The following is a 21611-nucleotide window of genomic DNA, read 5'->3' on the forward strand; positions in this document are numbered from 1 at the left end:
CAACGGCCGGTCTGCGCGAGCTCTCCAGCCGCGAGCCGATGAGCGCCGAGTGGGAGGTGCTGTGACAACGGTCCGGGACACAGCGATGAATCTGGGCCGTCCGTCTGGTCCAACTGTGTAGCGGGTGCGTTCGCGCCGGCACGACGAGCGAAGGATCTCCAGATGTTCGACATCGAACCGCAAAAGGCTGCCGGCAAGGTCATCTTGCACTTCAGCACGTCGCTGGACGGTTTCGTGGCGGGTCCGAACCACGCGATGGACTGGCTGACCGGGGTCACTGGCCGCGAGGGCGTGGAGGAGGAGTACATCGAGACCACCGGCGCGGTACTGGGCGGGCGGAACGGCTGGGACCGGGACCCAAGCGCCCGACCCTACAGCGACGACTGGAACGGCCCGATCTTCGTCCTCACCCACCACCCCGAAGACGCGACGCCCGCCGACGGCGTCACCTTCCTGAACTGCGACGTGGCCGAGGCAGTGCGCATCGGCCTGGAGGCCGCCGACGGCAAGAACCTCGAAGTCCTCTCCCCGACGATCGGCCGCCAACTGCTCGAACGCGGCCTGATCGACGAAATCAACTTGCACATCGCACCCATCCTGCTCGGCGACGGCATCCGGCTGTTCGACAACCCCGGCGGACAGCCGATCCGACTGCGCCACTCCCAAGGCTCACAACCCTTTGCCGAGATCGATGTGCGATACCACCCCGTTACGGAAGCGTAGTTACGAGGGCGGCCCACCACCTGGCCGAGGCAGCTGAACCAGTTGAGCCGTCGCGGCAAATCAATCCCGTTGCGCCATTCCCGCATCGACCCGACTGTGTCTCTACGGCTGCAGCCACAGCCTGACGGTCGTCGACCTGTCGAAAGGACCTCATGTCAGCCGTAGTTGTTGTCGGTGCGGGAATCGTCGGCTCCTCAGTGGCCTACCACCTGGCACGTCGAAGCATCCCGGTCACCCTGCTCGAGCAAGGGCCTGCGCCGGCCACCGGAGTCACCGGAGACTCCTTTGCCTGGATCCGCGGCTCGGGAGGTCATTGGCCCGGTGGTGCAAAGGACCTTCGCGAGTACGCCTTGGCGGACTACCGACGCCTGGAGCAGGAACTGCCCCAGGTCGCCGTCCGCCGGACCGGCTCTCTGTCCTGGGCCGGCACGCCAGCTGAGGACTCACGGCCGGGGCCAGGCCAGTTCCGTATTGGGCGAAGTGACATCGCAGCGCTGGAGCCCAACCTCCGGCACCCACCCGACCAGGCCATCCACACCCCGAGCGACGCGGGCGTCGACCCGACGGCATTGGCCCACGCACTCGTGACAGCCGCCGGCGCTCACGGAGCAACTGTGCTCCACGAAACCGCCGTTACCTCCTTGCAGGTGACCAACGGACGCGTAGAGGGAGTGCTGACGTCGACCGGTCTCCACGCCGCCGCTACCGTCGTGCTCACGGCGGGAACCAACATCCCCAAGCTCTGCAAACCGCTTCCGGCCGACTTGGCTATCGCTGCCTCCCCGGCCACCCTCGCGCGGGTCACCGCACCGCCTGGCCTGGTCAAGACCATCGTGGCCAGACCTGATTTCGAGGTCCGAGAAGTTCGGGATGGCAACCTCTTACTGGTCGTGCCACACGTCGAAGGCGGAGCTGCAACGTGTGAGCAGGCTGCGCAAGACACTCTCCAGCGCCTTAAGGCGGCCTTCCAGGGGAGCGACCAGTGCCGCCTGCTGGGCTACCGCACGGGTAGACGCCCAATGCCTGCTCACGGGCCCGTCATTGGATACGCGACGAACGATCAATCCGTCTACGTCGCAGTCATGCACTCCGCCATCACCCTGGCGCCCACCGCCGGACGGCTCATCGCAGACGAACTCGTGACCGGCAGGCCCGCACCCGAGCTACGACGTTGTCGCCCGCGCGCCCACTGACATCACTTCCCGATGACACTGACCCAGCCAACCGACGCTAGCCCGACAGCTCATACCTCCACCCCTCTTACCTCCACCCCTTAGTCGCCCGCAACACCGCTGTCGACGACCCCTGCACGCCCACAGTGCCAGCGTGGTCCAGCGAGAGGAATGACCCCATCGCCCCACAAGGCTCGCCCGGCCTCATCGGTCAGGCGGGATTCACGGCGGACAGGCTGTGCCACCAGTGACCGCATCCGTCGGAGCAGTAGCGCACGCGGCGCCGTTCATCAACGATCGCCAACACCGCGATCAGCAGCCGAATCGCCTTGCGGCGCTCGTCGAGCGGGGCGAGGCCGGCGATCTTCCCCAGTTGCTGGTCGATGCGGCCGCGGGTGATGAGCACCGCGGGCGTATGTGTCGAGCGCAGTTCGGCACGGCGGATCCTCCTCTCCGGTCCGTCCTCGATGACGTCGCGTCAGGTCATGAGTGCCTCCTGTTGGACAAGCGGCGCGCCGCGCTGAGGGCTTCGCTGGACGGGGTGCTCTGACGGCGGCCCAGCTGGAGCCGAAGTCCTCAGGTCAGCCGTTGCGGGTTCCGGCGCCGTCAGTCGACCGTTGTCCCCGCCGGGCAGCCAACGGCAACGGCCCGTGACAGCTCCCCGCCAGACAACTCCCCACCAACCGGGCCCCCTTTCGGAAATCTCAACTGGCCGCGAACAGTGCTGGCCGAAGTAAGCAGCCCAGAGCGCCTCAACCAGGTCGAGCAGCGGTTCGACCCGCTGTAGCGTCTGACAGACCAATGTCGGCGGTGGAGAGCGGAGCGGCCCATGCACAGCGCAGACGATCGGATTGACACCACGACCGCACATTCGGCGCGGGTGTACGACTACATCCTTGGAGGCAAGGACCACTACCTCGTCGACGCAGAGGCAGGCGACGTCATGTGCCAGCACTGGCCGGCGCTGCCTGTGCACATGGTGGAGAACCGGCGCTTCATGCACCGTGCCGGGCACTTCCTCGCCCGGGAGCAAGGTGTCCGGCAGTTCCTCGACATCGGCACAGGCCTGCCCACAGCCCCTAACCTGCACGAGGTGGTGCAGGAAGTGGCACCGGAGTCCCGCGTCGTCTACGTGGACAACGACCCCATCGTCCTGGCTCACGCCCGCGCCCTCCTGCAGAGCTCGTCCGAGGGGGCGACCGCCTACGTCGACGCTGACATGCACGACCCGGACGCCATCCTGAACAGTCCCGAATTCCGTGCGCTGATCGACGTGAACGAGCCGGTCGGCCTGATGATCATTGGCATCCTGCACTTCATCTTGCCGCCGGACGACCGGCGTTTGGTGCAGCGACTGCTCGAACCGCTGCCGTCGGGCAGCTTCCTGGCGATGACCATCGGCACCGCCGACTTCGCGCCCGAGGAGGTCGGCCGAGTGGCCGAGGAGTACGCCCGGCAGGGCATGCCCATGGCACTGCGCGACTTGCCGACCGCCACCTCCCTCTTCGACGGGATGGACCTGATCGACCCCGGAATCACCCAGGTTCACAAGTGGCGGCCGGGCCCCGAGCAGGACGGCATCGACGACCGGGCCATCGCCATGTACGGGGCGGTGGCACGCAAGCACTGACGAGTTGCGCACCCCGGGCGGAGTCTCGCCCGCGGGCTCCCCGACTCAAACTCGACCGTAGAGCTGCCTCTTGATCTTCTTGATGTGGTTCACGGGGCCCCTGGGCCGTCCGTTGGTGGCACTATCTGTGGGATGCCCCCTTCCCTTCAGATCGGCCCGTACACCGTCATCGCGCTCGCCGACGGGGAGGGCCCCTTCTTCTCCCCCAGGTCGGAGGCGTTCCCCAGTGCCACCACCGAGCAGTGGGCGGCGGCCGACCAGCTCGATCCCGGCGCGCTCGACGCCGACGGGCGCTGGCGGCTCCAGTTCCGCGCGTTCGCGGTCCGCAGCGACCAGGGCGTGACGCTGGTCGACGCGGGGATCGGCCCGGCCGACAGCCCGGCGGCCTCATGGGCGCCCGTGCCCGGGGCGCTCCCGGCTTCGCTGGCCGCCGCGGCTATCGATCCATCCGAAGTCGACACCGTCGTACTCACGCACCTCCACACCGACCACGTGGGCTGGGCTGTCGTCGGCGGCGAGCAGACTCGGCCGTTCTTCCCGAACGCCGAGTACCTGTTGCAGCAGGCCGAACTCGACGCGATCGAGGAGGTCAACCCGCAGCTGCGGTCCACCATGATCGATCCACTCCGCAAGTCCGAGCAGCTACGGCTGCTCAACGGCGACACCCCACTGCGCAGCGGCGAGCGCGTGTTCGCCACGCCCGGTCACACTCCTGGGCACCAGAGCGTACTCGTCACCTCCGGGCGCGAACTGGTCGCCGTCACCGGCGACTTGCTCGTGCACGCGATCCAGCTGCTCCACCCCGAACTCGCCTACGCCCACGAAATGGACCCTGAGCAGGCAAGGTCCTCAAGGGAACAGGTGCTCCGCAGCCGGGCCGACAGCACCCTCTACCTCGCCACCCCGCACCTGACCGAGCCGTTCATCGCCCGTTGACCTGCCCGGCGGTGTCGGTCATTCCGCAGTTGCTGCGGATGATCCACCCCTCGGCGCGCGTCACGCGACGGCGGTCCCCTCGAGCTCGATCATCTGGCCGGGGATCGCCAGTCGCGTGACCCCGAGCATCGTGGTGGTCGGGGCCACCCCCGCGGCGCCCAACCGCGCCGCAAGCACGCCGTAGTGCTGGAAGAGCAGATCGACGTCGGTCGTGTAGACGTTGAGCCGGACGAGGTTCGCGGGAGACATGCCGGCCTCGCCGAGAACGGCCTCCAGGTTGTCGATGCTCAGCGCCATCTGCGCCGCCATGTCACCGTCATGCTGGGGCTTGCCGTCGCCGTCCATCGCGGTCTGCCCCGAGATGTACAGGGTCCGGGTGTGCCCGGAGACGACCTCACCCTGGTTGAACCCCATATCCACCGACCACGTCACCGGGTTGACCGCCGTTCGTTCCATTGTCACGTCAGCTCCATTCGATTCATGGGGAGTACGTACGGCCATCGGCTCGGGAGCCGCCGGCTTCGACGTCGTGCAACCGAGCCTCGCAGCAAATCACGACACCCTTGGTCATGTATTTCGATAGCGTTCTCGTATGCGCGCCGACCGCTTGGTTTCGCTGGTACTGCTGCTGCGTCAGCGCGGTCAGCTGACCGCGGACACACTCGCCCGCGAGCTGGAGGTATCCACCCGCACCGTGCTGCGCGACATCGAGGCGCTGTCCGCCGCCGGTGTCCCGGTCTACGCCGAACGCGGCCGGCACGGCGGTTTCGCGTTGTCGCCCGGTTTCCGCACCGAGCTCACCGGACTGAACCACGACGAGGCCCTTGCCTTGCTGACCGCCGGATCGGTCCGCGGCGAGCAGACATTCGGCCTCGGGCCGGCGCTCGTTTCGGCCATGCGGAAGGTGGTCGACGCGCTGCCCGAAAGCCACCGGGCCACCGCGAGCGACGCGGCCCAGCGATTTCTCGTCGACCCGGAGACCGACCTGCTCTCACGCCGACTGGTCACCGAGGAGGTGCCCGACACCACCATGCTCGTGGTCCGGCGCGCGGTGCTCAGCGGACACAAGCTGCGCATCCACTACGCGGCCACCGGCCAGCCACCGCAGTGGCGCACGGTCGACCCGATCGGACTGGTCACCGCACGCGACCGGAGCTACTTGCTGGCCACGAGATCCGGCGCGGACCGCACCTACCGGCTGTCGCGGGTGTCGGCCGCCGAGGAACTCCCCGAAGCGGCACAGCGACCCAACCGGGTCGATCTGGACCGGATCTGGCGGGAACGCTCCGCACAGTTCCTCTCCGGCAGCGACCACATCACCGTGCTGGTACGGGTGAACCCGGCGCGGCGGGAGGAGTTGCTGGGCACCGCGCTGGCCGTCCGCGCGGAAGAACCCGACGCAGACGGCTGGTTGCGACTGGAGGCGACCTTCCAAGATCTACGACATGCCGAATGGGCTCTGTGGCAACTCAGCACGGACGCGGAAGCCCTGGCCCCGCAGTCGTTGCGCACCTCCCTACGCAACCGCGCCACCACGCTTGCCACCCGCTACGGATAGTGGCAACGAAGCTCACGGAGTGCGCGCTCGTCGACGGCCCTGACGTCCCACAACGAGCTGTCTCGAATGTCGGCGGCTGGCCGGGCCCGGTCATGCCGCAATCGCGTCCTCACCGGCCAGGAACGGATTCAACAGCATGAGCAGGGCGTTCGGTCGGTGCAGTGGGATGATGTGGCCACAGTCCTCGATGACGTGGCCGGTGAGGTCGTCGGTGACGGGGCGGAGTTGGCGTTCCAGTGCAGCGCCGACAGGTTGGGCGCCCACCGCCATTGTCGGCACCGTCAGGCGGGCGGTGGTGACGGCGTGCGAGATCTGCAGTGCGCTTTCCGGCAGGGCCCGGTAGTACGAGAACGCGCGGTTCAACGCGTGGCTGCCCGTGTATGCGTGGACAAAGGCGTCCCGGATGGCAGGAGGCACTCCGTCGCCGAGCGTGCCGGTGTGCAGGAACCAGTCGATGTAGGCGGCCTCGTGGCCTTCCAGTACGGTCTCGGCGAGTCCGGGCGCGGCGGTATGGAAGCCGAACCACCACGGCGGTCCGTCGGCCAGGAAGTCCTCGGCGCCGGGTAGCCCGCCCAGCACGGACTCCATGACGACCAGGCGTCGGACGAGACCGGGGTGGCGTAGGGCGAGGAGGAAGGCCGGCGGGGTACCCGCGTCGATCCCCACCACTGCAGCAGAAGACACACCGAGCTTGGTGAGAAGCGCTGCGGCGTCCTCGGCCAGGGTGCCGGCGTCGTACCCGGAGGCGGCCGGGCTGCTCGCGCCGAATCCGCGCAGGTCCGGCGCGATGACGCGGTAGCGGTCGGACAGGTCGGCCATGATGTCTGTCCATAGCTCCCAGGTGTGCGGAAAGCCATGCAGTAGCAGGACGGCCGGGCCAGATCCGGCGAGGGCCACGTTGAGTTCGACACCGTTGACAGAGACGCGTCGCAGTTCGGGCATGGGAGGGCTCCAGGGGCGTGAGGAATGGGGGGGGCGGTGAGGAATGGTGACAGGGTCACGCTAGGGAACTAGCCTGGTCCTTCCAAGACGGCACTTTCCCATCAGGTGGTGAGCCCCGGGTGACCACGTCCATGCCCGGCGAACCCGGTCGGCGGTCCGGTGAGGGCGGTGAGCCCAGTGAGCGCGGTGATCTGCTGGACCCGCTCTGCCCGACCCGCCAGTTGCTCGACCGTATCGGCACCAAGTGGACGTCGATGGTGGTCAAGGTGTTGGCCGAGGCGGATCCAGGCGAGCTCCGGTTCGCGGAACTTCGGCGTCGCATTCCGGGCATCTCGCAGAAGATGCTGTCTGTCACGCTGCAGAGTCTGGTCCGTGACGGCCTGGTCGCGCGCCGTGTGGAACCCACAGTGCCGCCCGCCGTCCACTATCGGCTCACCGAGCTCGGCCTGTCCCTCGAAGGGCCACTCTCCGCCCTGCGGGTCTGGGCCGAGACACACATGCCGGAGATCGACCGCAGTAACCGACTCGCCGAGGCCCGACAGACCTGACAGACCTGACAGGAAGAGCGATGGCCACAGCCACTCGTTGATGGCGGCAACACCGAACACAGGATTTCACCGGCCACCATGAGACAACACGGAGAAAGTCATCACATCTCAGTTGGATTGCCACTGAGACTCCAGGCCTGGTTCGCTGAGCGCGAGGAACGCTTGCGCTCCCGCGGAATCACCGCTGACCTCCAGCAGTCGCCCGACGATGGCCGAGCCAAGACCAGCGCGTGGATGACGCTCGAAACCGATGCCCGTCTCACCGCACTCATCGTCTGGAGCAGCGGGGAAGCCGAACTTGAGTACGGGGACGTGGCAACCGGCCTGGTCCGACAGCAGCATCGTGATCTCCGTACCTCTCAGGACCTCCTCGACGCCATCGAAACCATCTACGAATGGATCCACCCGAAGAGCGAGTAGTTCCCGGAGCCAGCCATCTCCGGCAGGCGGACAGGCAGACAGGAACATCGCCCGGTTGCCTCGGACCGCGAAGCCCTCCGGAGCGGGGACGGGGCTGCGGTAGCTGACGACGTCGCCGGTGGATGGAGTGATCTGCGTCAGGTAGGTGCCGCCTCTGCTGCTGCCGGAGTACCAAACGAGCCATACCTGTTCGTTCTCGGTCGCGGCGGTGCAACCCTGCAGTGGGTGGTCGGGCAGCCGTCCCTCGGGAGCCCAGGACGCCTGGCCCAGGGTGTTCCAGCCCGCGAGGCCCGCTCCCGACTCCGGGTGGCCGCCGTAGGGCTGGGGTGAATCCGGATGTCCTCCACCACGGTGCGCTGCTCCCTTTGCCCCGTGACGGTGACCAGCTCACCGGTGAAGGGGACTTCCGGCCCCCACCCGAGCCACCCCTTGACGTAACGGCTGTGACGAAGGTGCCGCCGGTGCACCAACCGGACCGCTAGCTCCCCGGCCGCCCCGACACTCCACCACAGCGCCCGGCTCCCCCGAACGGCATCAGCAGTGGGAAGCCGCCACACTTCGTGCGTCTCGGCATCGGAACGAGCAGTCGTACGACGGGGATTCATTGGCAGTCGCCTCTAGGACTCCGGGAGCTGAGCCGCCCGAAGAGCGCTACGTTACCGTCGAATTGTGCGCGAGTGCGCTGGGGGTGCGGCAGCCGACGATCGCCGGTGCCTCCTGGACGAGCGTGTCGTCGGTGAGCGCCTCCACCATGAACAGTGCGAAGTCCACACGGCGTGTCAGGTTGCTGGCCAGCACCGGGTCACCCACGTGCCGGCTCCACACGGGCAGGCCCTGGCTCTCGCCCTCCTCCAGGGTGCTGCCGCGTACCACCGTCCACCGGGTGTCGCTGGCGAACACGCGGCGGCACGCCTCCACTTGGTCGTCTATCTCGACGGCGCGGACGAGCTTGGCCAGCACAGCAGCGATCCGGACGGCCGCCCGGAACGTCCACGAGTACGTGTCCTTGCCGTCGCGTGTGATGTGCCAGCCGCAGGAGAAGACCAGTCGCGCGCCCGGCCGTGCGTGGTCGAGCACCGCCTGCGCCGTGCCCGAGGCGTACTGCTGCACACCCCAGGGCACCAGCACCGTCAGTACCCCGTCGCACCCGGCGACCGCTCCCCGGATCACCTCCGGGTCGTTCGTCGGCCCGGGGACGACGGTCATCCGGCCTTCGAACTCGGCCAGCTTCGGCACGCTGCGCTCCCGGCACACGCCGACGACCTCGTAACCGCGTTCCAGCGCGTGCCGGACCATGTACTGCCCGAGCTTCCCCGAAGCTCCGACGATGCAGACCTTCTTCATTCGCTCCGTGCCCATGGCGCAGCCTCTCCGTCGGTATGCCGACCTTATGCTGTAAGGCAAGCTAGCCTTATGCTGTAAGGCCGTCAATCGGAGCGGGAAGAAGAGGAGAGGGAGAGGGAGAGGCGGATGCGTGACGGAGGGAAGAGTCGGCGCGGGGCGTCGGCACGCACCCCGCTCAGCCGCGAGCGCGTGATCCGCACGGCGGTGGCAGTTGCGGACGAGAAGGGCTCGGCCGCGCTGACCATGCGGGCCATCGCCCAACCGCTGGGTGTCGAGGCGATGTCTCTCTACCACCACGTCACGGGCAGGGAGGACATCCTCGACGGCATGGTGGACGCGGTGTTCGGTGAGATCGACCTGCCGCCGCGCGACACGGACTGGAAGAGCGCCATGCGCCACCGAGCGGCCTCCGCCCGTGCCGTGCTCCGTCGCCATCCGTGGGCCGTCGCCCTGATGGACTCCCGCACCCGACCCGGCCCCGCGACCCTGCGCCATCACGACGCCGTCATCGGCGCGTTGCGCACCAGCGGGTTCTCCGTACCGATGGCCGCGCACGCCTTCTCACTGATCGACAGCTACCTGTACGGCTTCGTCATCCAGGAGCTGAGCCTGCCGTTCAGCAGCTCGGCGGAGCTGGACGAGGTTGCTGGCGCCATCCTGCGCGAGATGCCTGCCGACGCCTACCCTCACCTCACCGAACTCGCCACCGAGCACGCCCTCAAGCCCGGCTACGACTACGCCGACGAGTTCACCTTCGGCCTCACCCTCATCCTCGACGCCCTGGGCCCGGACGAGGACGCGAGCGCGTAGTACTGTCGCTGAGAGCCACCGGGCGGTGTCACGCGGCGGATCACCGGAGACGTACACCTGTGGCCGTAAAGACACTCTGGCCGAGATGCCGCACAGCAACTACGTTCCCGCTCGTGGCAGATTCCTATGCGGGGCTTTCTCACCACTACGACCTGATCGTGACGTCCGGCTACTACGACTACGACGCGTACACCCGGACCCTCCTCGATCTCGTCCAAGACCGTCGGCTGCTCCTTGAGGTCGGCGTGGGGACGGGCCTGGTCTGCGAGGAGCTCCTGCGGCTGGCAGACACGGACCTTGTGATCACCGGCATTGACCACACCGCGAGCATGCTCGCCCAGGCCAGGTCGAGGCTGGGCAGCCGCGTCCGCCTGATCCAGCAGGACGTGCTCCACATGGCACTGCCCACCCAGTACGACGTCGCCTTCTCCGTCGGCGGTGTCTGGTACCACATCCACGACCACCACCAGGGCCAGAGCCAGGGTCACACCATGCTGGGTAGCCATCTCCTGTCGGACGACGACAACTCCCAAGCCCTCGCCCACCTGCATGCCGCCCTACGGCCCGGCGGCATTCTGCTGCTGGCCGCCCAGGGCCCCCACGTCAACCACCACCGCGAACTGCCCGGCGGACTCCTCTACTCACAGCACATCCAGGCCCTGGGCGACAACCGGTTCATCAAGGACTACTTCGTCAGAAAGCACGGCCGGACCGTCGCCCATCAGCGCTCCCCCTACCGCCTCTTCACCCAGGACGAGGCCAACTCCCTGATGGAACAGGCCGGTTTCCGGCACGAACGCGTCAGCAACGACGGACTCTTCCACCAGTACGCCCGGCGATGAAGCCCTCGCGCGTCCCTGCCTTGGTCCGGCCGTGCTCTATTTGTTCGCGGGTGAGTCGAGAAGATCGGTGACGAATTTACGCAGGCGGCCTGCGCGTACGGGCAGTACGCCATGGATGACCTGGGCGCCGTAGGCGACGGCTACGCCGGGCCCGGCGTCGGTGATCCAACGGCTGCGTGCCGCGTCGCGCAGCCACTCCGGTTCGCTGTCGTGCTGGTGGACGTCCGGGCCTGGTGAGTGCGGCAGCTTGTGGGTGAGTGCTGTGCCCGGCTGGAAACCGTCTGCCTCGCCGGCCACCGCTCCGGTCCAGACGCCGTCGTGGGAGGTGGTCTCGATGTAGAACTCTCCCCCGGTGTCAGCCCCTTCGAGCACCACGCCGATACGGCCGATCCGGTGAGGGATGGTGCCGAGGGCGGGGATGCCGTCGAGGTGCGTAGGGACTCGGCCGCCGGAGGTCAGTTCGGTGTAACCCCAGTCGGCGCACGCCTGGATGGATGGCATGGCCCGTTGGATGGCGGGTAGGGCGCGTTCGGTGGCGTGCCGCAGGAGTTCCTGGGCGGGTGAGGGGGCGAGGACGACCTCGGCCTGGAAGCGCGGCGTCCAGCCGGTGGTGTGCTGCTCGTCGTCCATGATCTTGCGGAGCTGGGACAACTCCTCGGGGGTCAGGAAGTCCTCTACGGTCTGCAGGGCGAGCGTTTCGCTGATGTGGATCACGGGCTCTCCTTCGCAGGGGAAGCTACGGGCTTCTTCGCCCACCCTCCTGACGAACAGCGACCGGGTCCACCGATCGCGTCGGGCGCATCGGAGCACGCCTTGCCGGCTTGCGCGCCGTTCTGCTTCCTCTGTGTGCACGCCGGGGAGGCTGCCTAGTCGTGGAAGGCCGTGGTCGCCGTGAGCGCGGCACGCTCGGTACTCACCCGGTTCACTGGCGCGGTCTCGTCGGCGTAACCGAAGGAGACGCCCACGAGCAACTTGCCCACGCTGACTCCCAGTTCGGCTCGGACGGTGTCGGCGTAGAAGCTCAACAGTCCCTGCGGGCAACTGTCCACGCCGTACGCGGTCATCGCCAGGAGCAGGGTCTGCATGTAGGCGCCGACGTCCGCTGCCAGCCGCGCCCCGCCGTCACCGGTGACGAACAGGAAAGCGGCGTGCGGCGCCCCGTAGAAACGCAGGCTCTCCGCGTCATAAGCCGCACGTGCCGCATGGTCGTCCTGGCCGATGCCCAGCGCTCCGTACAGCTCGCTGCCGAACTCGGCCCGGCGGGCCCGGTGCACCTGCGCGTACATGTCCTCGGAGTACGGAAAGTCCACCGATGTTCGCTTCTCGGCGTGGTCCGCCTGCAAGGCATTCGCCAGGCGCTCACGCGCCGCACCGCTCACCACCTCCACCTGCCACGGCTGCGCATTGGAGTTGGACGGTGCGGCACCGGCCAGCGAGAAGATCGCGCGTATTACGTCTGAAGGCACAGCCTCCGGACGGAACGCGCGTGTCGCGTGACGGCCGCGTATCAGTTTCTCCGCGCAGCCGCTCAGCTCGGTGGGGACCGGCTTTCGCATGGAGCACTCCTCGGTGACGAGACTTGTAAACGGACGCGTTTACCTTGGAGTCGACCTTAGCGAGCCGAGCCGTCGAAGTAAACGCAGACGTATACTTGCTCCATGGGCACGACGACTACGGCACCTCAACGGCGGGGACGTGGGGGCCGGGAGCGCATCCTGGCTGCCGCCGCCCAACTGTTCGCGACTCAGGGGATCAACGCGACCGGCATGGAACAGGTCGCGGAGGAAGCGCCGGTGTCCAAGCGCACGCTCTACGCGCACTTCCGGACCAAGGGCGATCTGGTCATCGCCCACCTTCAGGACCTCGCGTCGTCGGGCGCCACCCTGGAGAGCGTGCTGACCCGCGAGGAACTCCCCCCAAGGGAACGGATCCTGGGACTGTTCGACCAGCCCGTGGCGGTCGGGGCCCCGGTGCGCGGATGCCCCTTCATCGATGCCGCCGCGGAGTTCCCCGACCCGAACAACGCGGTCCATTCCTACGCCCGCGAACAGAAACTGCGGATGGTGCGGCTGGTCACCGCGTTGGTGAGGGAACTGGGCTGCCGGGAACCCGCCGCACTCGCCGAACAGTTGGTCACCCTCGCGGACGGCGCGGCCAGTCGTGCCATGGTGCTGGGAGAAGCGGACTACGGCCGGCACGCGCGGGCGGCAGCGGAAGTCCTCCTCGACCGCGCACTACGCGGCACGAGCTGACGGGGCAGCCGGCTGCGGTGGACAAAGTCAAAGTCCCCGCTCGGGACGCCATGGGCAACCGCGAGGCCGCTCAGCCTCGCAGGCCAAGCACCAGATTTCCCGGGGCGCCCGGGTCAGTGCTCGTGTAGAACTCGAGCACTGTTTCCTGCCACTCGTCGACCGTCACCCTCCCGTCGCCGTCCCGGTCCATCGCCGCGAAGGCATCGCGCGCGATCTGTCCGCCCTGCCCGAACACCTGCTGGGCGACGATGAACTCCTCAAGGCTCACCACACCGTCGCCGTTACGGTCCACGAGTGCGACGTGGGCTTCCACGGCCGGTCCCACGAGTTCGGTGATCACTCCGGTCTCAACGGCCTGTTCAAGGGCGTCGACAAACGCCGTTTCCGTCATCAAGCCGTCCTCGCGGATTCCTGCCAGTTTCGCCATTCCTTCCCAGAACGTCTGCGCTCCTCGTAGAACAGCTCGCGCGCGGTGAGACTCAGCGGGCTCGTGCAAGCCCGCGATCAATTGCTCGGCGCGACGGACGGTGTCCTGACGGTCCACCAATTCGTCGCCGTCCACATCGTGGTCAGTCGTTGAGGTGTATGCGCAGACGTATATGCCAGCTGGGGCATTTTCCACAGCCGACGCCCATAGGCCGACGCCCAGCCACACGCTCACGTTTCGCTGAAGATCCGTCGGTACGCGCCCGGTGTGGTGCCCAGATGTGCCCGGAAACGGCGGCGCAGGTTGACGGCCGAGGCGAGTCCGACCCGGGTGGCGATGGCTTCGACCGGCAGGTCGGTCTGCTCCAGCAGCACCCGTGCCGCGTCGAGGCGCTGGGCGAGCATCCACTGGCCCGGGCTGGTGCCTAGCTGTTCGGTGAACCGGCGGGCGAGGGTCCGGCTGGACAGTCCGGCGTGTTCGGCGAGGCGAGCGAGGGTCAGGGGGGTGTCGAGGCGGGAGGTGGCCCACTCCAGCAGCGGCGCCAATGACTCGTCCGTCCTGGCCGGTGCGGGCTGTGCGGCGTACTGGAGTTGGCTGCCCTCGCGTTGGGGCGGCAGGACCATGTGCCGGGCGATCTGCGCGGCGTAGGCGGCACCGTGGTCGGAACGGACCAGGTGCAGGCACAGGTCGATGCCCGCGCCGGTCCCGGCGCTGGTCGCCACGTCGCCGTGGTCCACGAAGAGCACGTCCTGGTCCACCTGCACCTCGGGGAAGGCGGCGGCGAGTTGGGCGGTGTCGCGCCAGTGGGTGGTGGCGCGACGGCCGTCGAGCAGTCCGGCCTGCGCGAGCACGAACGCCCCCGTACAGATGGCTACGATCCTCGCCCCTCGCTGGTGGGCGGCCTGCAGTGCCTCGGTGACGGTCGTCGGCACGGGAGCGCCGGGCGGTTGCCAGCCGGGGATGACCACGGTGTCCGCCTCTTGGAGGGCTGTCAGCCCGGCGTCGACGAGCATCGCGTAGCCGACGGTGGTCCGCAGGGGTCCAGGCGTCTCGGCGCAGATCCGGAAGCTGTAGCGGGCCGTCGCATCTTGCGGGACGCGGCCGAAGACCTCGGCGGCACAGGCGAGCTCGAAGGGCGACTGGGGCGGGTTGAGCAGTGCCACTACCCGATGCGGGTTCATGGCAGGAATGTACCCGCCGGTGTCTTTCTGGACTCTGGGCCGGGCGGCCGGGCCCGGGTCACAGTGGTCCCATGAGTGAGACGAGCGAAACGGGAGTGCTGAGGACCGGAGTCCAGGTCGACGGCGAATCAGCGAGCTATCTGACCGTGGAGCAGGACGGCCCCGCCGTGTTGCTGCTGCACGGAACGTACTGGAGCCGGGTCTGGCTCCCTGTGATGGACCGCCTGGCTGAGGCGGGGCTGCGGCCTATTGCGGTCGATCTCCCCGGGCTTGGGCGCTCGGGAGGCGAACTCACCCTGAAAACTGCCACGGTCCCGGCCATTGCGGACTGGGTGACACGATTTGCGTCCGCCCTGAAGATCTCCGGGCCGATCGCCGTGGCGGGTCATGACATCGGCGGCGCCGTCGCCCAGCATCTCCTCGTCCACGATGTGCTGGAGGTGTCCCGGCTGGCCTTGGTCAACTCGGTCACCTACGACTCCTGGCCGGCGCCTCACGTGGCCCGGTTCCGGAGCCCGGGGGACGCTGCGGGGGCCACCGCCGACGACGTTCTCGACGCCCGCCGACGGGCGGTGACGGCGGCACTGGCCGGCGCCGCAACCGAGCAGCTGATCACGGACTATCTGGAGCCGTGGACCGATGCGCGGGTACGCCGCTCCTGGATGGCCCTGGCAGGCGCGGCCGACAGCCGCTACACCCTTGATCTCGCGCCCGCGCTGCGGCGGTCCACGACGCCCAAGTTGTTGATCTGGGGCGAGGAGGATGCCTTCGAGAAGGTGGAGTACGCCGAGCGGTTCGCCTCGGAGATCCCGAACACCGCGCTCGTACGTATTCCAGATGCGGGGCACATCCCCACAGAGAACGCGCCCGGCGAGATCGCCCGCGCGCTCGTCGACTTCTTCACCGCCTAGAGGCTGACGCCCCTCCCGGTTGGATCCTCACGCGCGAGCGCCCCCTCGCCAGGTCGCCGTCAGCCTCGTGGATAGGGTCGGGGTCATGACATCCGAAAGGCCCCAGACGCTGGCCATGGCGTTCCTGGAATCTCAGGAGATCACTACGACGGACTGCCGCCGGTGCGGCACCGAGGTATCGGGCGTCAACGGCCGCTACGCGTGCGGGGTGTGCGGGTGGGTCAACAACTGGAGTGAAGGCCATAACGAACTACCCAGCGGCGACAGCGACATCTAGCGCTGTGCCGGTTCCGGCCGCGTGTGCGGAAGGGCTGTCCGGTTCGGCTTCGATGCGGCTGAACTCGCCCTGCACCAAGGCGAGAGTCAGGGATCGTGGTGGCATGACGGACCAGAGGTTCGACGTGTGGGCGGAGCGGGCGAAGAGTCGGGATTCTCAAAATGCAGATCGGATAGGGAATACAACAGGTCGCCCCAATACGGGGATTGAGCATCTCCAACCTCCGCCCCCTCGTCGACATTGATTTCCCCATTTCGGCTCTAGATGCCGGGAGCTGCTCGATCTGGTGAGTGAGGCCGTGCGCTGTCGCCTCGGTGACGTCGGGAGCGGCTGGCACTCGCGCTATGCGCGTTGCGCAGCAGGACCCGGACCATTCAATATGCCCGCTTTGGCAGGGAAAGTGAACTTCGCACCATGTCCATCTTGCCCGTAAGAAATGCTTTTGCTCAGTATTGGTAATGTATATAAAGCCATGCCTGCATTGCGGGATACTCATGCGAAATGGCGCGATCCGATACGCCATCGAGTCGCCCTCCAGCCCGCATCCCATTCAGTGGAATAGGTCACACCAACAGCTCGCGCCTCCCGGGGAGCCGCTGAGCGCACTTCCGTTCTGCGTAAAGAAAGTTGGGGCTATTTGATCAAAGAAAGTGGGCGGTTCCGGTCATCAAGGACTGGCCTCGCGCATTCCCTATTCGAATTCCGCTCTTGTTCCGTCCGGGCTTTCTCGCTTAACGTCACCGTCAATCCGGATGGAACGCCGAATCCTGCCGCTGTCCGGAAACCCTTCCCATCACTCACTTTCGCTCGGCAGGAGCGGGGGACCCAGGTAAGCCGCCGATCCGGATTCCGGAACGGCTCGGGGTGAAGTCGCATGCGCAGTGCGACCGGACATCTCCCGTCCGAACCCGACAGCTCACCTCGTAGGCGACGGAGAGGAATTCGTCATGCCTGCAAAGGGAAAGCACCGCCGTCCCAAGTCCAGCTCACTCACCCGTGGCATCGCCGCCGCAGGCACGGGCGGGGCCGTGCTCGTGCTCCCGGTCCTCGGCGCGACCGCCGCCAGCGCCGCGCAGGCAGGCCCGGCCGCCAAGCCCGCCGCTGCCCCGAAGACCTACGTCGTCGCAGCGGGCGACACCCTCTCCAAGATCGTCCGAGAGCACTCGCTGAGCGGCGGCTGGAAGAAGCTGTACGAGGACAACCGCGACGCCCTCGGTGGTGACCCGGCACTGATCCACCCCGGTATCAAGCTCACCCTCGGCGAGAAGGCCACCGCCGAGCGAGCAGACCGCTCCGAGCGCAAGGACACCGCAGCCGCGAAGCCCGCCTCTGCCCCGGCGAAGAAGTCGTACACCAACGATCTCGACGGCTGGATCAAGGAATCGCTCGACATCATGGCCCAGCGCGGCATCCCCGGCTCCTACGAGGGCATCCACCGCAACATCATGCGCGAGTCCTCCGGCAACCCGCTGGCTATCAACAACTGGGACTCCAACGCCGTGGCCGGAACCCCCTCCAAGGGACTCCTGCAGGTCATCGGCCCCACGTTCGACGCCTACCACGTGCCCGGCACCTCGCTGGACAGCTACGACCCGGTCGCCAACATCACTGCCGCCTGCAACTACGCGGCCGACCGGTACGGCTCGATCGACAACGTGAACGGCCCGTACTAGACCGCACCCCCCTCGCATCATCCCTCTCGTCCCCTCTGAGCCCCGGCGCGCCAGGCGCCCGGGGCTCAGGCCTGTCCGGGGCCGGCTTCCTATCCGAGAGGGCTGACCGGCGGCAAACCAATATGCGTTCGCCCCAGTCGCGCGGTGGGCACTCACACGCCCTTCGTGCCGTACCAGCGCCACTCGGTGAGTCGTGGGCGATGAGGGAGGGCGGTGCGTCCCGTCGCCCACAGCAGGATCTGCCAGACGTCACAGTCAATGGCGACGTGGGGAAAGAGCCTCTGCAGGACCCGTTCGCACAGATCCCTCGGCGGCGACCACTCCAGATTCAACCCCTGAGTGATGTCATGGGTGTGCACAAGGGTTTCAACGACTGCCATGGCAGCAAAGCCCTCTGGGTCCGAGGGCCCAAAGACGTGGTGAGCGACGGTGGTTGAGGGTGCCGTGCGCAGCACGGACGCCAGCAAGCCTCCACACGCCTCCAGGATGGTCAGGAGACCCTCGGGTCCCGAGGCCCGATCAACGAAGATGACATTCTCCGGCCCACCACTTCGGTCACTGCTCGTCCGGAACGGCAACACCGTTGACATCGGCGGCTTGGCGAGCCCAAACCTCGCGGCGTAGGTGAACAGATCGTCGGCCAGATGCTCGAGCGTCTCCCAACACGTCCACTCGAGCGTTCCCGCCTTGGCCTCCCAGGCGTCGGGATCTGCATCCCTCAGGGTGTCGATGGCCAGAGTGACGACCCGGCGCAGGTCTTCTCCGTCAACTGCGATGTCCGCGCTCTGCATGCGGAAGATCGTAAGTCAGTCGTCAATAGTCAGTCGTCGATAGTCAGTCGTCAATGCCCGACCGCTCCACCCCCGCCACGATCCACCGTTGGAAGAACAGGAACACGACGAGCAGCGGCACGATCGACACAGCGGCCGCGATGAAGAGTTCGTGCAGCCTGATCACCTGGGACGTGGTGAACGACGACAGGGCCACCTGCACCGTCCATGCGTCGCGGTCCTGTCCGATGACCAGCGGCCACAGGAACGAGTTCCACGCGCCGATGAAGACGATCGTGCCCACCGCCGCGAAGACGGGCCGGGAGTTGGGCACCACCACCCGCCAGTACGTGCGCCAGTATCCGAGCCCGTCGACGCGCGCCGCGTCCTCCAACTCCCTTGGGAATCCGAGGAAGTACTGCCGGAATACGAAGCACGCGAAGGCGGAGAACAGCGTCGGGACGATCAGACCGCGCAGCGTCGACACCCAGCCGAGCGACGACACCAGGACGAACGTCGGGACGAAGGTGACGGAGGCCGGGACCATCAGCGTGCCGAGGATCGCGTAGAACACCTTGTTCGCGTGGCGGTACGGGATGCGGGCCAGGCCGTAGCCGGCCAGCGAGGCCAGCAGCAGCGTGCCGAGCGTCGTCGCGACCGCGATGAGCGAGGAGTTGAGCAGGGAGCGCGCAAACGGTACGGAGGTGTCTTCGAAGAGCTCTTTGACGTTCCCCCAGCGCAGCGAGGAGGGGAAGAAGGTCCACTCGGGCGAGGTGATGTCACTCTCGGACGAGAGCCCGTTGCGGACAAGGAGGTAGAAGGGGATCAGGAACAGGAGCGCGAGTGCTATCAGCAGCGAGAGGCGCAGCGCGCGGCCCGCCCTGACCCTTGCGTCGTCCCTCGTGTGGCCTCTCATTCCGCCTCCTTCCTGCCGAGCCCGAACCACTTCGCCTGACCCACCGTCACCACCGCGATGATCAGGGCGAGCAGGACGGCGCCCGCGCTGCCGAGACCGAGGTTCTGTCCCTGACCGAGCGCCGTGTAGTAGAGGTAGACGAGTGGGGGCCTGGCGTAGGGCGGGTAGCCGCGGGAGTCCGAGAGCAGGTTGTAGAACTCGTCGAACGCCTGGAAGGCGTTGATGACGAGCAGCAGCACCACCGCCACCGATGTCGCCTTCAGCTGCGGGAACGTGATGTGGCGGAAGACCTGCCAGCCGGGCCGCGCCCCGTCCACGGCCGCAGCCTCGTAGAGGGTGGGGCTGATGCGCTGGAGTCCGGCGAGGAAGAGCACCATGTAGAAGCCCGCCTGGAGCCAGAGCCGTACGGTGACGATCACGGCCCAGTACCAGGGCGGGTCGGTGGTCGAAAGCCAGGCTATCTGGTCGCCGCCGAACCAGCCGAGGACCGTGTTGGCGAGCCCGAACCGTACTCCGTTGAAGATCGACATCTTCCAGATGAGCGCGGCCACGACGTAGGAGCAGGCCGCGGGCAGGAAGAAGACCGAGCGGAAGAACGCCTGGGCACGGCGCTGGCGGTGGACCATGAGGGCGAGCGCGAGGGAGAGCGCGTACGTCGCGGGCACGATGAAGAGCGAGAAGACCAGGAAGGTCCACAGGCTGTCGGTGAACGCCTCGTTCCGCAGCATCTCGGTGTAGTTGCCGAGGCCGACGAAGTCGTTCGGGGTGACGGTGTTGTGTGCGTCGAAGAAGCTGAGGTAGACGCTCCAGCCGAGCGGGACGTACGTGAAGACGCCCAGGCCGAGCAGGAAGGGTCCGACGAACACCCAGAACCAGAGGGTGCGGTTCTGCTGTCCCCACAACTTCCTTCGCCCACTTGCCTGTTGTTCGCGAGGGGCTGCTGTGGTCACGACTTCTTCTTCACCCGGCCGAGCTCGGCGGACACCTTGCGCACGACCTTCTTGAGCTCGCCGTCGGGGCTCGCACCGTCCTTGATGATCCGGCTCAAGGCATCTTGGTAAGCACTCCTGCTGGCGGGGGTCCAGAGGAGGGGCTCGGCGTGGCCGTAGTCCGTGGTGTAGCGGACGGCGTCGGCCGCCGCGCCCTTGCTGAGTTTGTCAGCCTTCTTCGCCAGGGACATACGGGCCGGGATGTGGAATCCGTACGCGAGGGCGAAGTCCTCCTGGCGGTCGGTGCTGTCGATCCACAGCCACTTGAGGAAGTCCTTGCCGGCCTTCTGGTGCTTGCTGCGCGTGCTGACCGCGGCGGCGTACGCGCCGACGGGCACCGAGGGCTTGCCCGCCGCGCCGTCCTTCGGGAACGGCAGGACGCCGAAGTCGTCGCCGAGTTCCTTCTGCACGGTGGGCAGGGCCCACAGGCCCGACCACTGCATGGCGGTGAGCCCCTGGACGAACGCCGACGGGTCCGACCAGTCGGCGGGCGCGCCCAGGAGCAGCGACTTGTCGGCGTACAGCCGGTGGATCTTGCCGAGGGCGCGGGCGGCGGCCGGGTCGTCGAAGCCGACCTTGCCGTCGGCGGTGACGAGTTCGAGACCGGCGGCGTACAGGGGCGTGCCGCCCAGGACGCCGGCGCCTCCGTCGTTGCCCAGGAACAGGCCCTTCGTCTTCTTCGACGTGAGCTTCTTCGCGGCGTCCACGAGCTCGTCCAGCGTCTTCGGGGGCTGAACCCCCGCGTCGGCGAGCAGGCTCTTGCGGTAGTAGAGCATCTGCATATCGATGACTTGGGGGATGCCCCAGATCCTGCCGTCGTACGTCTTCGGGGCGAGAACGGCAGGGTTGAAGTCGTCCTTGACGCCGTCGAACAGCTCGGTCAGATCGGCGACCTGCTTGCCCTGGATCTGGTCGAGGGACGGGCCGTTGACCTCGAATACGTCAGGGCCCGAGTCGGTGAGGAGCGCGGCCGCGGTCTGCTCGTCGTAGTTGCCGGGTCGCCACTGGACGGTGACGTTCGCCTTCTTGTAGGCGGCGGCGTACTTCTTCACGGCCTGCTCGGTGCCCTGCTCGCCGTACTGGTGGTACCACTGCGACAGCTTCGGCCCGTCGCCTGAACCACCATCGTCCCGGCCCGTGTTGGAGCCACATGCGCTCAGCAGCCCCAACACGGCGCCCGCCCCGAGCAGTCCCCTGCGGTTGATCGTCATAGGTCGTCCCCCTGTTCGCTGTACGGCTGATCCCGACGGCCCAACGATCAACCATGCAGGCGGATTACGACAGAGGGAC

The 21611-nt window shown here is 67.4% G+C and carries 25 protein-coding genes and 1 riboswitch; of the genes, 13 read left to right on the plus strand and 12 right to left on the minus strand.

All coding sequences use genetic code 11. From position 1 onward, the window contains the following. Positions 1-162 precede the first annotated feature (162 nt). Together E5671_RS04785 and E5671_RS04790 are read left to right on the plus strand one after the other, a co-directional pair. Positions 163-723: a dihydrofolate reductase family protein gene (locus E5671_RS04785; protein ID WP_160502594.1), complete on the plus strand. Its 561-nt coding sequence runs from the start codon at positions 163-165 to the stop codon at positions 721-723. A gap of 152 nt (positions 724-875) precedes the next feature. After that, the gene (locus tag E5671_RS04790) at positions 876-1916 is read left to right on the plus strand and encodes an NAD(P)/FAD-dependent oxidoreductase (protein ID WP_160502595.1); all 1041 of its coding nucleotides are present in this window, start codon (positions 876-878) and stop codon (positions 1914-1916) included. A gap of 190 nt (positions 1917-2106) precedes the next feature. On the opposite strand, the gene E5671_RS04795 is transcribed toward E5671_RS04790, so the two are convergent. Beyond that, positions 2107-2364: a DUF5958 family protein gene (locus E5671_RS04795; RefSeq protein ID WP_336606036.1), complete on the minus strand. Its 258-nt coding sequence runs from the start codon at positions 2362-2364 to the stop codon at positions 2107-2109. Between the two features lie 360 nt (positions 2365-2724). Between E5671_RS04795 and E5671_RS04800 the strand changes: the two genes are divergently transcribed. Continuing rightward, positions 2725-3525 (plus strand): SAM-dependent methyltransferase, encoded by an 801-nt coding sequence (locus E5671_RS04800; RefSeq protein WP_160502596.1) that lies wholly within the window; start codon positions 2725-2727, stop codon positions 3523-3525. A 132-nt stretch (positions 3526-3657) separates the two neighbouring features. After that, complete coding sequence (locus tag E5671_RS04805) at positions 3658-4461, plus strand: MBL fold metallo-hydrolase (RefSeq protein ID WP_160502597.1); 804 nt, start codon at positions 3658-3660, stop codon at positions 4459-4461. A 60-nt stretch (positions 4462-4521) separates the two neighbouring features. Here E5671_RS04805 and E5671_RS04810 read toward each other — a convergent pair whose 3' ends face one another. Then, positions 4522-4917: a RidA family protein gene (locus tag E5671_RS04810; protein WP_160509985.1), complete on the minus strand. Its 396-nt coding sequence runs from the start codon at positions 4915-4917 to the stop codon at positions 4522-4524. Between the two features lie 136 nt (positions 4918-5053). On the opposite strand from E5671_RS04810, the gene E5671_RS04815 reads away from it, so the two are divergent. Beyond that, positions 5054-6019 carry a helix-turn-helix transcriptional regulator gene (locus E5671_RS04815; protein ID WP_160502598.1) on the plus strand — a complete coding sequence of 322 codons (966 nt, stop codon included), beginning with the start codon at positions 5054-5056 and terminating at the stop codon, positions 6017-6019. A 90-nt stretch (positions 6020-6109) separates the two neighbouring features. Here the strand turns inward: E5671_RS04815 and E5671_RS04820 are convergent, their stop codons facing one another. After that, the gene (locus E5671_RS04820) at positions 6110-6961 is read right to left on the minus strand and encodes an alpha/beta fold hydrolase (protein ID WP_160502599.1); all 852 of its coding nucleotides are present in this window, start codon (positions 6959-6961) and stop codon (positions 6110-6112) included. A 131-nt stretch (positions 6962-7092) separates the two neighbouring features. On the opposite strand from E5671_RS04820, the gene E5671_RS04825 reads away from it, so the two are divergent. Together E5671_RS04825 and E5671_RS04830 are read left to right on the plus strand one after the other, a co-directional pair. Continuing rightward, positions 7093-7509 carry a winged helix-turn-helix transcriptional regulator gene (locus tag E5671_RS04825; RefSeq protein ID WP_160502600.1) on the plus strand — a complete coding sequence of 139 codons (417 nt, stop codon included), beginning with the start codon at positions 7093-7095 and terminating at the stop codon, positions 7507-7509. Positions 7510-7671: 162 nt separating this feature from the next. Next, entirely contained in the window at positions 7672-7929 is a 258-nt protein-coding gene (locus tag E5671_RS04830) for a hypothetical protein (protein WP_237330103.1), read from the plus strand. Between the two features lie 651 nt (positions 7930-8580). Here E5671_RS04830 and E5671_RS04835 read toward each other — a convergent pair. Beyond that, entirely contained in the window at positions 8581-9288 is a 708-nt protein-coding gene (locus E5671_RS04835) for an NAD(P)-dependent oxidoreductase (RefSeq protein ID WP_160502602.1), read from the minus strand. A 111-nt stretch (positions 9289-9399) separates the two neighbouring features. On the opposite strand from E5671_RS04835, the gene E5671_RS04840 reads away from it, so the two are divergent. Then, positions 9400-10083 carry a TetR/AcrR family transcriptional regulator gene (locus E5671_RS04840; RefSeq protein WP_202121013.1) on the plus strand — a complete coding sequence of 228 codons (684 nt, stop codon included), beginning with the start codon at positions 9400-9402 and terminating at the stop codon, positions 10081-10083. Between the two features lie 113 nt (positions 10084-10196). Next, positions 10197-10925 carry a methyltransferase domain-containing protein gene (locus E5671_RS04845; RefSeq protein WP_160502603.1) on the plus strand — a complete coding sequence of 243 codons (729 nt, stop codon included), beginning with the start codon at positions 10197-10199 and terminating at the stop codon, positions 10923-10925. A 36-nt stretch (positions 10926-10961) separates the two neighbouring features. Here the strand turns inward: E5671_RS04845 and E5671_RS04850 are convergent, their stop codons facing one another. Beyond that, positions 10962-11639 carry a hypothetical protein gene (locus tag E5671_RS04850; protein WP_160502604.1) on the minus strand — a complete coding sequence of 226 codons (678 nt, stop codon included), beginning with the start codon at positions 11637-11639 and terminating at the stop codon, positions 10962-10964. A gap of 152 nt (positions 11640-11791) precedes the next feature. Continuing rightward, positions 11792-12481, minus strand: coding sequence for a nitroreductase (locus E5671_RS04855; RefSeq protein WP_160502605.1), 690 nt, complete (start codon positions 12479-12481; stop codon positions 11792-11794). 102 nt (positions 12482-12583) lie between these two features. Here E5671_RS04855 and E5671_RS04860 point away from each other — a divergent pair, with 102 nt between their 5' ends. Continuing rightward, entirely contained in the window at positions 12584-13177 is a 594-nt protein-coding gene (locus E5671_RS04860) for a TetR/AcrR family transcriptional regulator (RefSeq protein WP_160502606.1), read from the plus strand. 70 nt (positions 13178-13247) lie between these two features. Here the strand turns inward: E5671_RS04860 and E5671_RS04865 are convergent, their stop codons facing one another. Then, the gene (locus tag E5671_RS04865) at positions 13248-13739 is read right to left on the minus strand and encodes an EF-hand domain-containing protein (protein WP_160502607.1); all 492 of its coding nucleotides are present in this window, start codon (positions 13737-13739) and stop codon (positions 13248-13250) included. A gap of 95 nt (positions 13740-13834) precedes the next feature. After that, entirely contained in the window at positions 13835-14785 is a 951-nt protein-coding gene (locus E5671_RS04870) for a GlxA family transcriptional regulator (protein ID WP_160502608.1), read from the minus strand. Between the two features lie 71 nt (positions 14786-14856). Between E5671_RS04870 and E5671_RS04875 the strand changes: the two genes are divergently transcribed. The 3 genes from E5671_RS04875 to E5671_RS04885 all read left to right on the plus strand — a co-directional run bounded on the left by E5671_RS04875 (position 14857) and on the right by E5671_RS04885 (position 17646). Then, positions 14857-15696 (plus strand): alpha/beta fold hydrolase, encoded by an 840-nt coding sequence (locus E5671_RS04875; RefSeq protein ID WP_160502609.1) that lies wholly within the window; start codon positions 14857-14859, stop codon positions 15694-15696. An 85-nt stretch (positions 15697-15781) separates the two neighbouring features. After that, positions 15782-15973, plus strand: a complete 192-nt coding sequence (locus E5671_RS04880) for a hypothetical protein (RefSeq protein ID WP_160502610.1) — start codon at positions 15782-15784, stop codon at positions 15971-15973. A 788-nt stretch (positions 15974-16761) separates the two neighbouring features. Beyond that, a riboswitch (cyclic di-AMP (ydaO/yuaA leader) is annotated at positions 16762-16918 on the plus strand. A 2-nt stretch (positions 16919-16920) separates the two neighbouring features. Continuing rightward, the gene (locus E5671_RS04885; protein WP_160502611.1) at positions 16921-17646 is read left to right on the plus strand and encodes a LysM peptidoglycan-binding domain-containing protein; all 726 of its coding nucleotides are present in this window, start codon (positions 16921-16923) and stop codon (positions 17644-17646) included. A gap of 152 nt (positions 17647-17798) precedes the next feature. On the opposite strand, the gene E5671_RS04890 is transcribed toward E5671_RS04885, so the two are convergent. From E5671_RS04890 to E5671_RS04905, 4 genes are read right to left on the minus strand one after another with little or no spacing between them, the layout of a single operon-like run. Beyond that, complete coding sequence (locus tag E5671_RS04890) at positions 17799-18437, minus strand: maleylpyruvate isomerase N-terminal domain-containing protein (protein ID WP_160502612.1); 639 nt, start codon at positions 18435-18437, stop codon at positions 17799-17801. Between the two features lie 43 nt (positions 18438-18480). Continuing rightward, positions 18481-19332, minus strand: coding sequence for a carbohydrate ABC transporter permease (locus E5671_RS04895; protein WP_160502613.1), 852 nt, complete (start codon positions 19330-19332; stop codon positions 18481-18483). Next, the gene (locus E5671_RS04900) at positions 19329-20282 is read right to left on the minus strand and encodes an ABC transporter permease subunit (protein WP_160502614.1); all 954 of its coding nucleotides are present in this window, start codon (positions 20280-20282) and stop codon (positions 19329-19331) included. The genes E5671_RS04895 and E5671_RS04900 overlap by 4 nt, the downstream gene beginning before the upstream one ends. Then, positions 20279-21532: an ABC transporter substrate-binding protein gene (locus E5671_RS04905; RefSeq protein WP_202121014.1), complete on the minus strand. Its 1254-nt coding sequence runs from the start codon at positions 21530-21532 to the stop codon at positions 20279-20281. The genes E5671_RS04900 and E5671_RS04905 overlap by 4 nt, the downstream gene beginning before the upstream one ends. Between the last annotated feature and the right edge of the window lie 79 nt (positions 21533-21611).

The sequence above is a fragment of the Streptomyces sp. BA2 genome, from assembly GCF_009769735.1.
Classification (GTDB): domain Bacteria; phylum Actinomycetota; class Actinomycetes; order Streptomycetales; family Streptomycetaceae; genus Streptomyces.

Coding starts and splice junctions, on each gene's coding strand:
- E5671_RS04785 (WP_160502594.1), top strand. CDS start 163: ATGTTCGACATCGAACCGCAAAAGGCTGCCGGCAAGGTCATCTTGCAC.
- E5671_RS04870 (WP_160502608.1), bottom strand. CDS start 14,785: ATGAACCCGCATCGGGTAGTGGCACTGCTCAACCCGCCCCAGTCGCCC.
- E5671_RS04825 (WP_160502600.1), top strand. CDS start 7,093: ATGCCCGGCGAACCCGGTCGGCGGTCCGGTGAGGGCGGTGAGCCCAGT.
- E5671_RS04805 (WP_160502597.1), top strand. CDS start 3,658: ATGCCCCCTTCCCTTCAGATCGGCCCGTACACCGTCATCGCGCTCGCC.
- E5671_RS04875 (WP_160502609.1), top strand. CDS start 14,857: ATGAGTGAGACGAGCGAAACGGGAGTGCTGAGGACCGGAGTCCAGGTC.
- E5671_RS04810 (WP_160509985.1), bottom strand. CDS start 4,917: ATGGAACGAACGGCGGTCAACCCGGTGACGTGGTCGGTGGATATGGGG.
- E5671_RS04890 (WP_160502612.1), bottom strand. CDS start 18,437: ATGCAGAGCGCGGACATCGCAGTTGACGGAGAAGACCTGCGCCGGGTC.
- E5671_RS04800 (WP_160502596.1), top strand. CDS start 2,725: ATGCACAGCGCAGACGATCGGATTGACACCACGACCGCACATTCGGCG.
- E5671_RS04905 (WP_202121014.1), bottom strand. CDS start 21,532: ATGACGATCAACCGCAGGGGACTGCTCGGGGCGGGCGCCGTGTTGGGG.
- E5671_RS04855 (WP_160502605.1), bottom strand. CDS start 12,481: ATGCGAAAGCCGGTCCCCACCGAGCTGAGCGGCTGCGCGGAGAAACTG.
- E5671_RS04815 (WP_160502598.1), top strand. CDS start 5,054: ATGCGCGCCGACCGCTTGGTTTCGCTGGTACTGCTGCTGCGTCAGCGC.
- E5671_RS04895 (WP_160502613.1), bottom strand. CDS start 19,332: ATGAGAGGCCACACGAGGGACGACGCAAGGGTCAGGGCGGGCCGCGCG.
- E5671_RS04860 (WP_160502606.1), top strand. CDS start 12,584: ATGGGCACGACGACTACGGCACCTCAACGGCGGGGACGTGGGGGCCGG.
- E5671_RS04880 (WP_160502610.1), top strand. CDS start 15,782: ATGACATCCGAAAGGCCCCAGACGCTGGCCATGGCGTTCCTGGAATCT.
- E5671_RS04840 (WP_202121013.1), top strand. CDS start 9,400: ATGCGTGACGGAGGGAAGAGTCGGCGCGGGGCGTCGGCACGCACCCCG.
- E5671_RS04835 (WP_160502602.1), bottom strand. CDS start 9,288: ATGGGCACGGAGCGAATGAAGAAGGTCTGCATCGTCGGAGCTTCGGGG.
- E5671_RS04790 (WP_160502595.1), top strand. CDS start 876: ATGTCAGCCGTAGTTGTTGTCGGTGCGGGAATCGTCGGCTCCTCAGTG.
- E5671_RS04820 (WP_160502599.1), bottom strand. CDS start 6,961: ATGCCCGAACTGCGACGCGTCTCTGTCAACGGTGTCGAACTCAACGTG.
- E5671_RS04885 (WP_160502611.1), top strand. CDS start 16,921: ATGCCTGCAAAGGGAAAGCACCGCCGTCCCAAGTCCAGCTCACTCACC.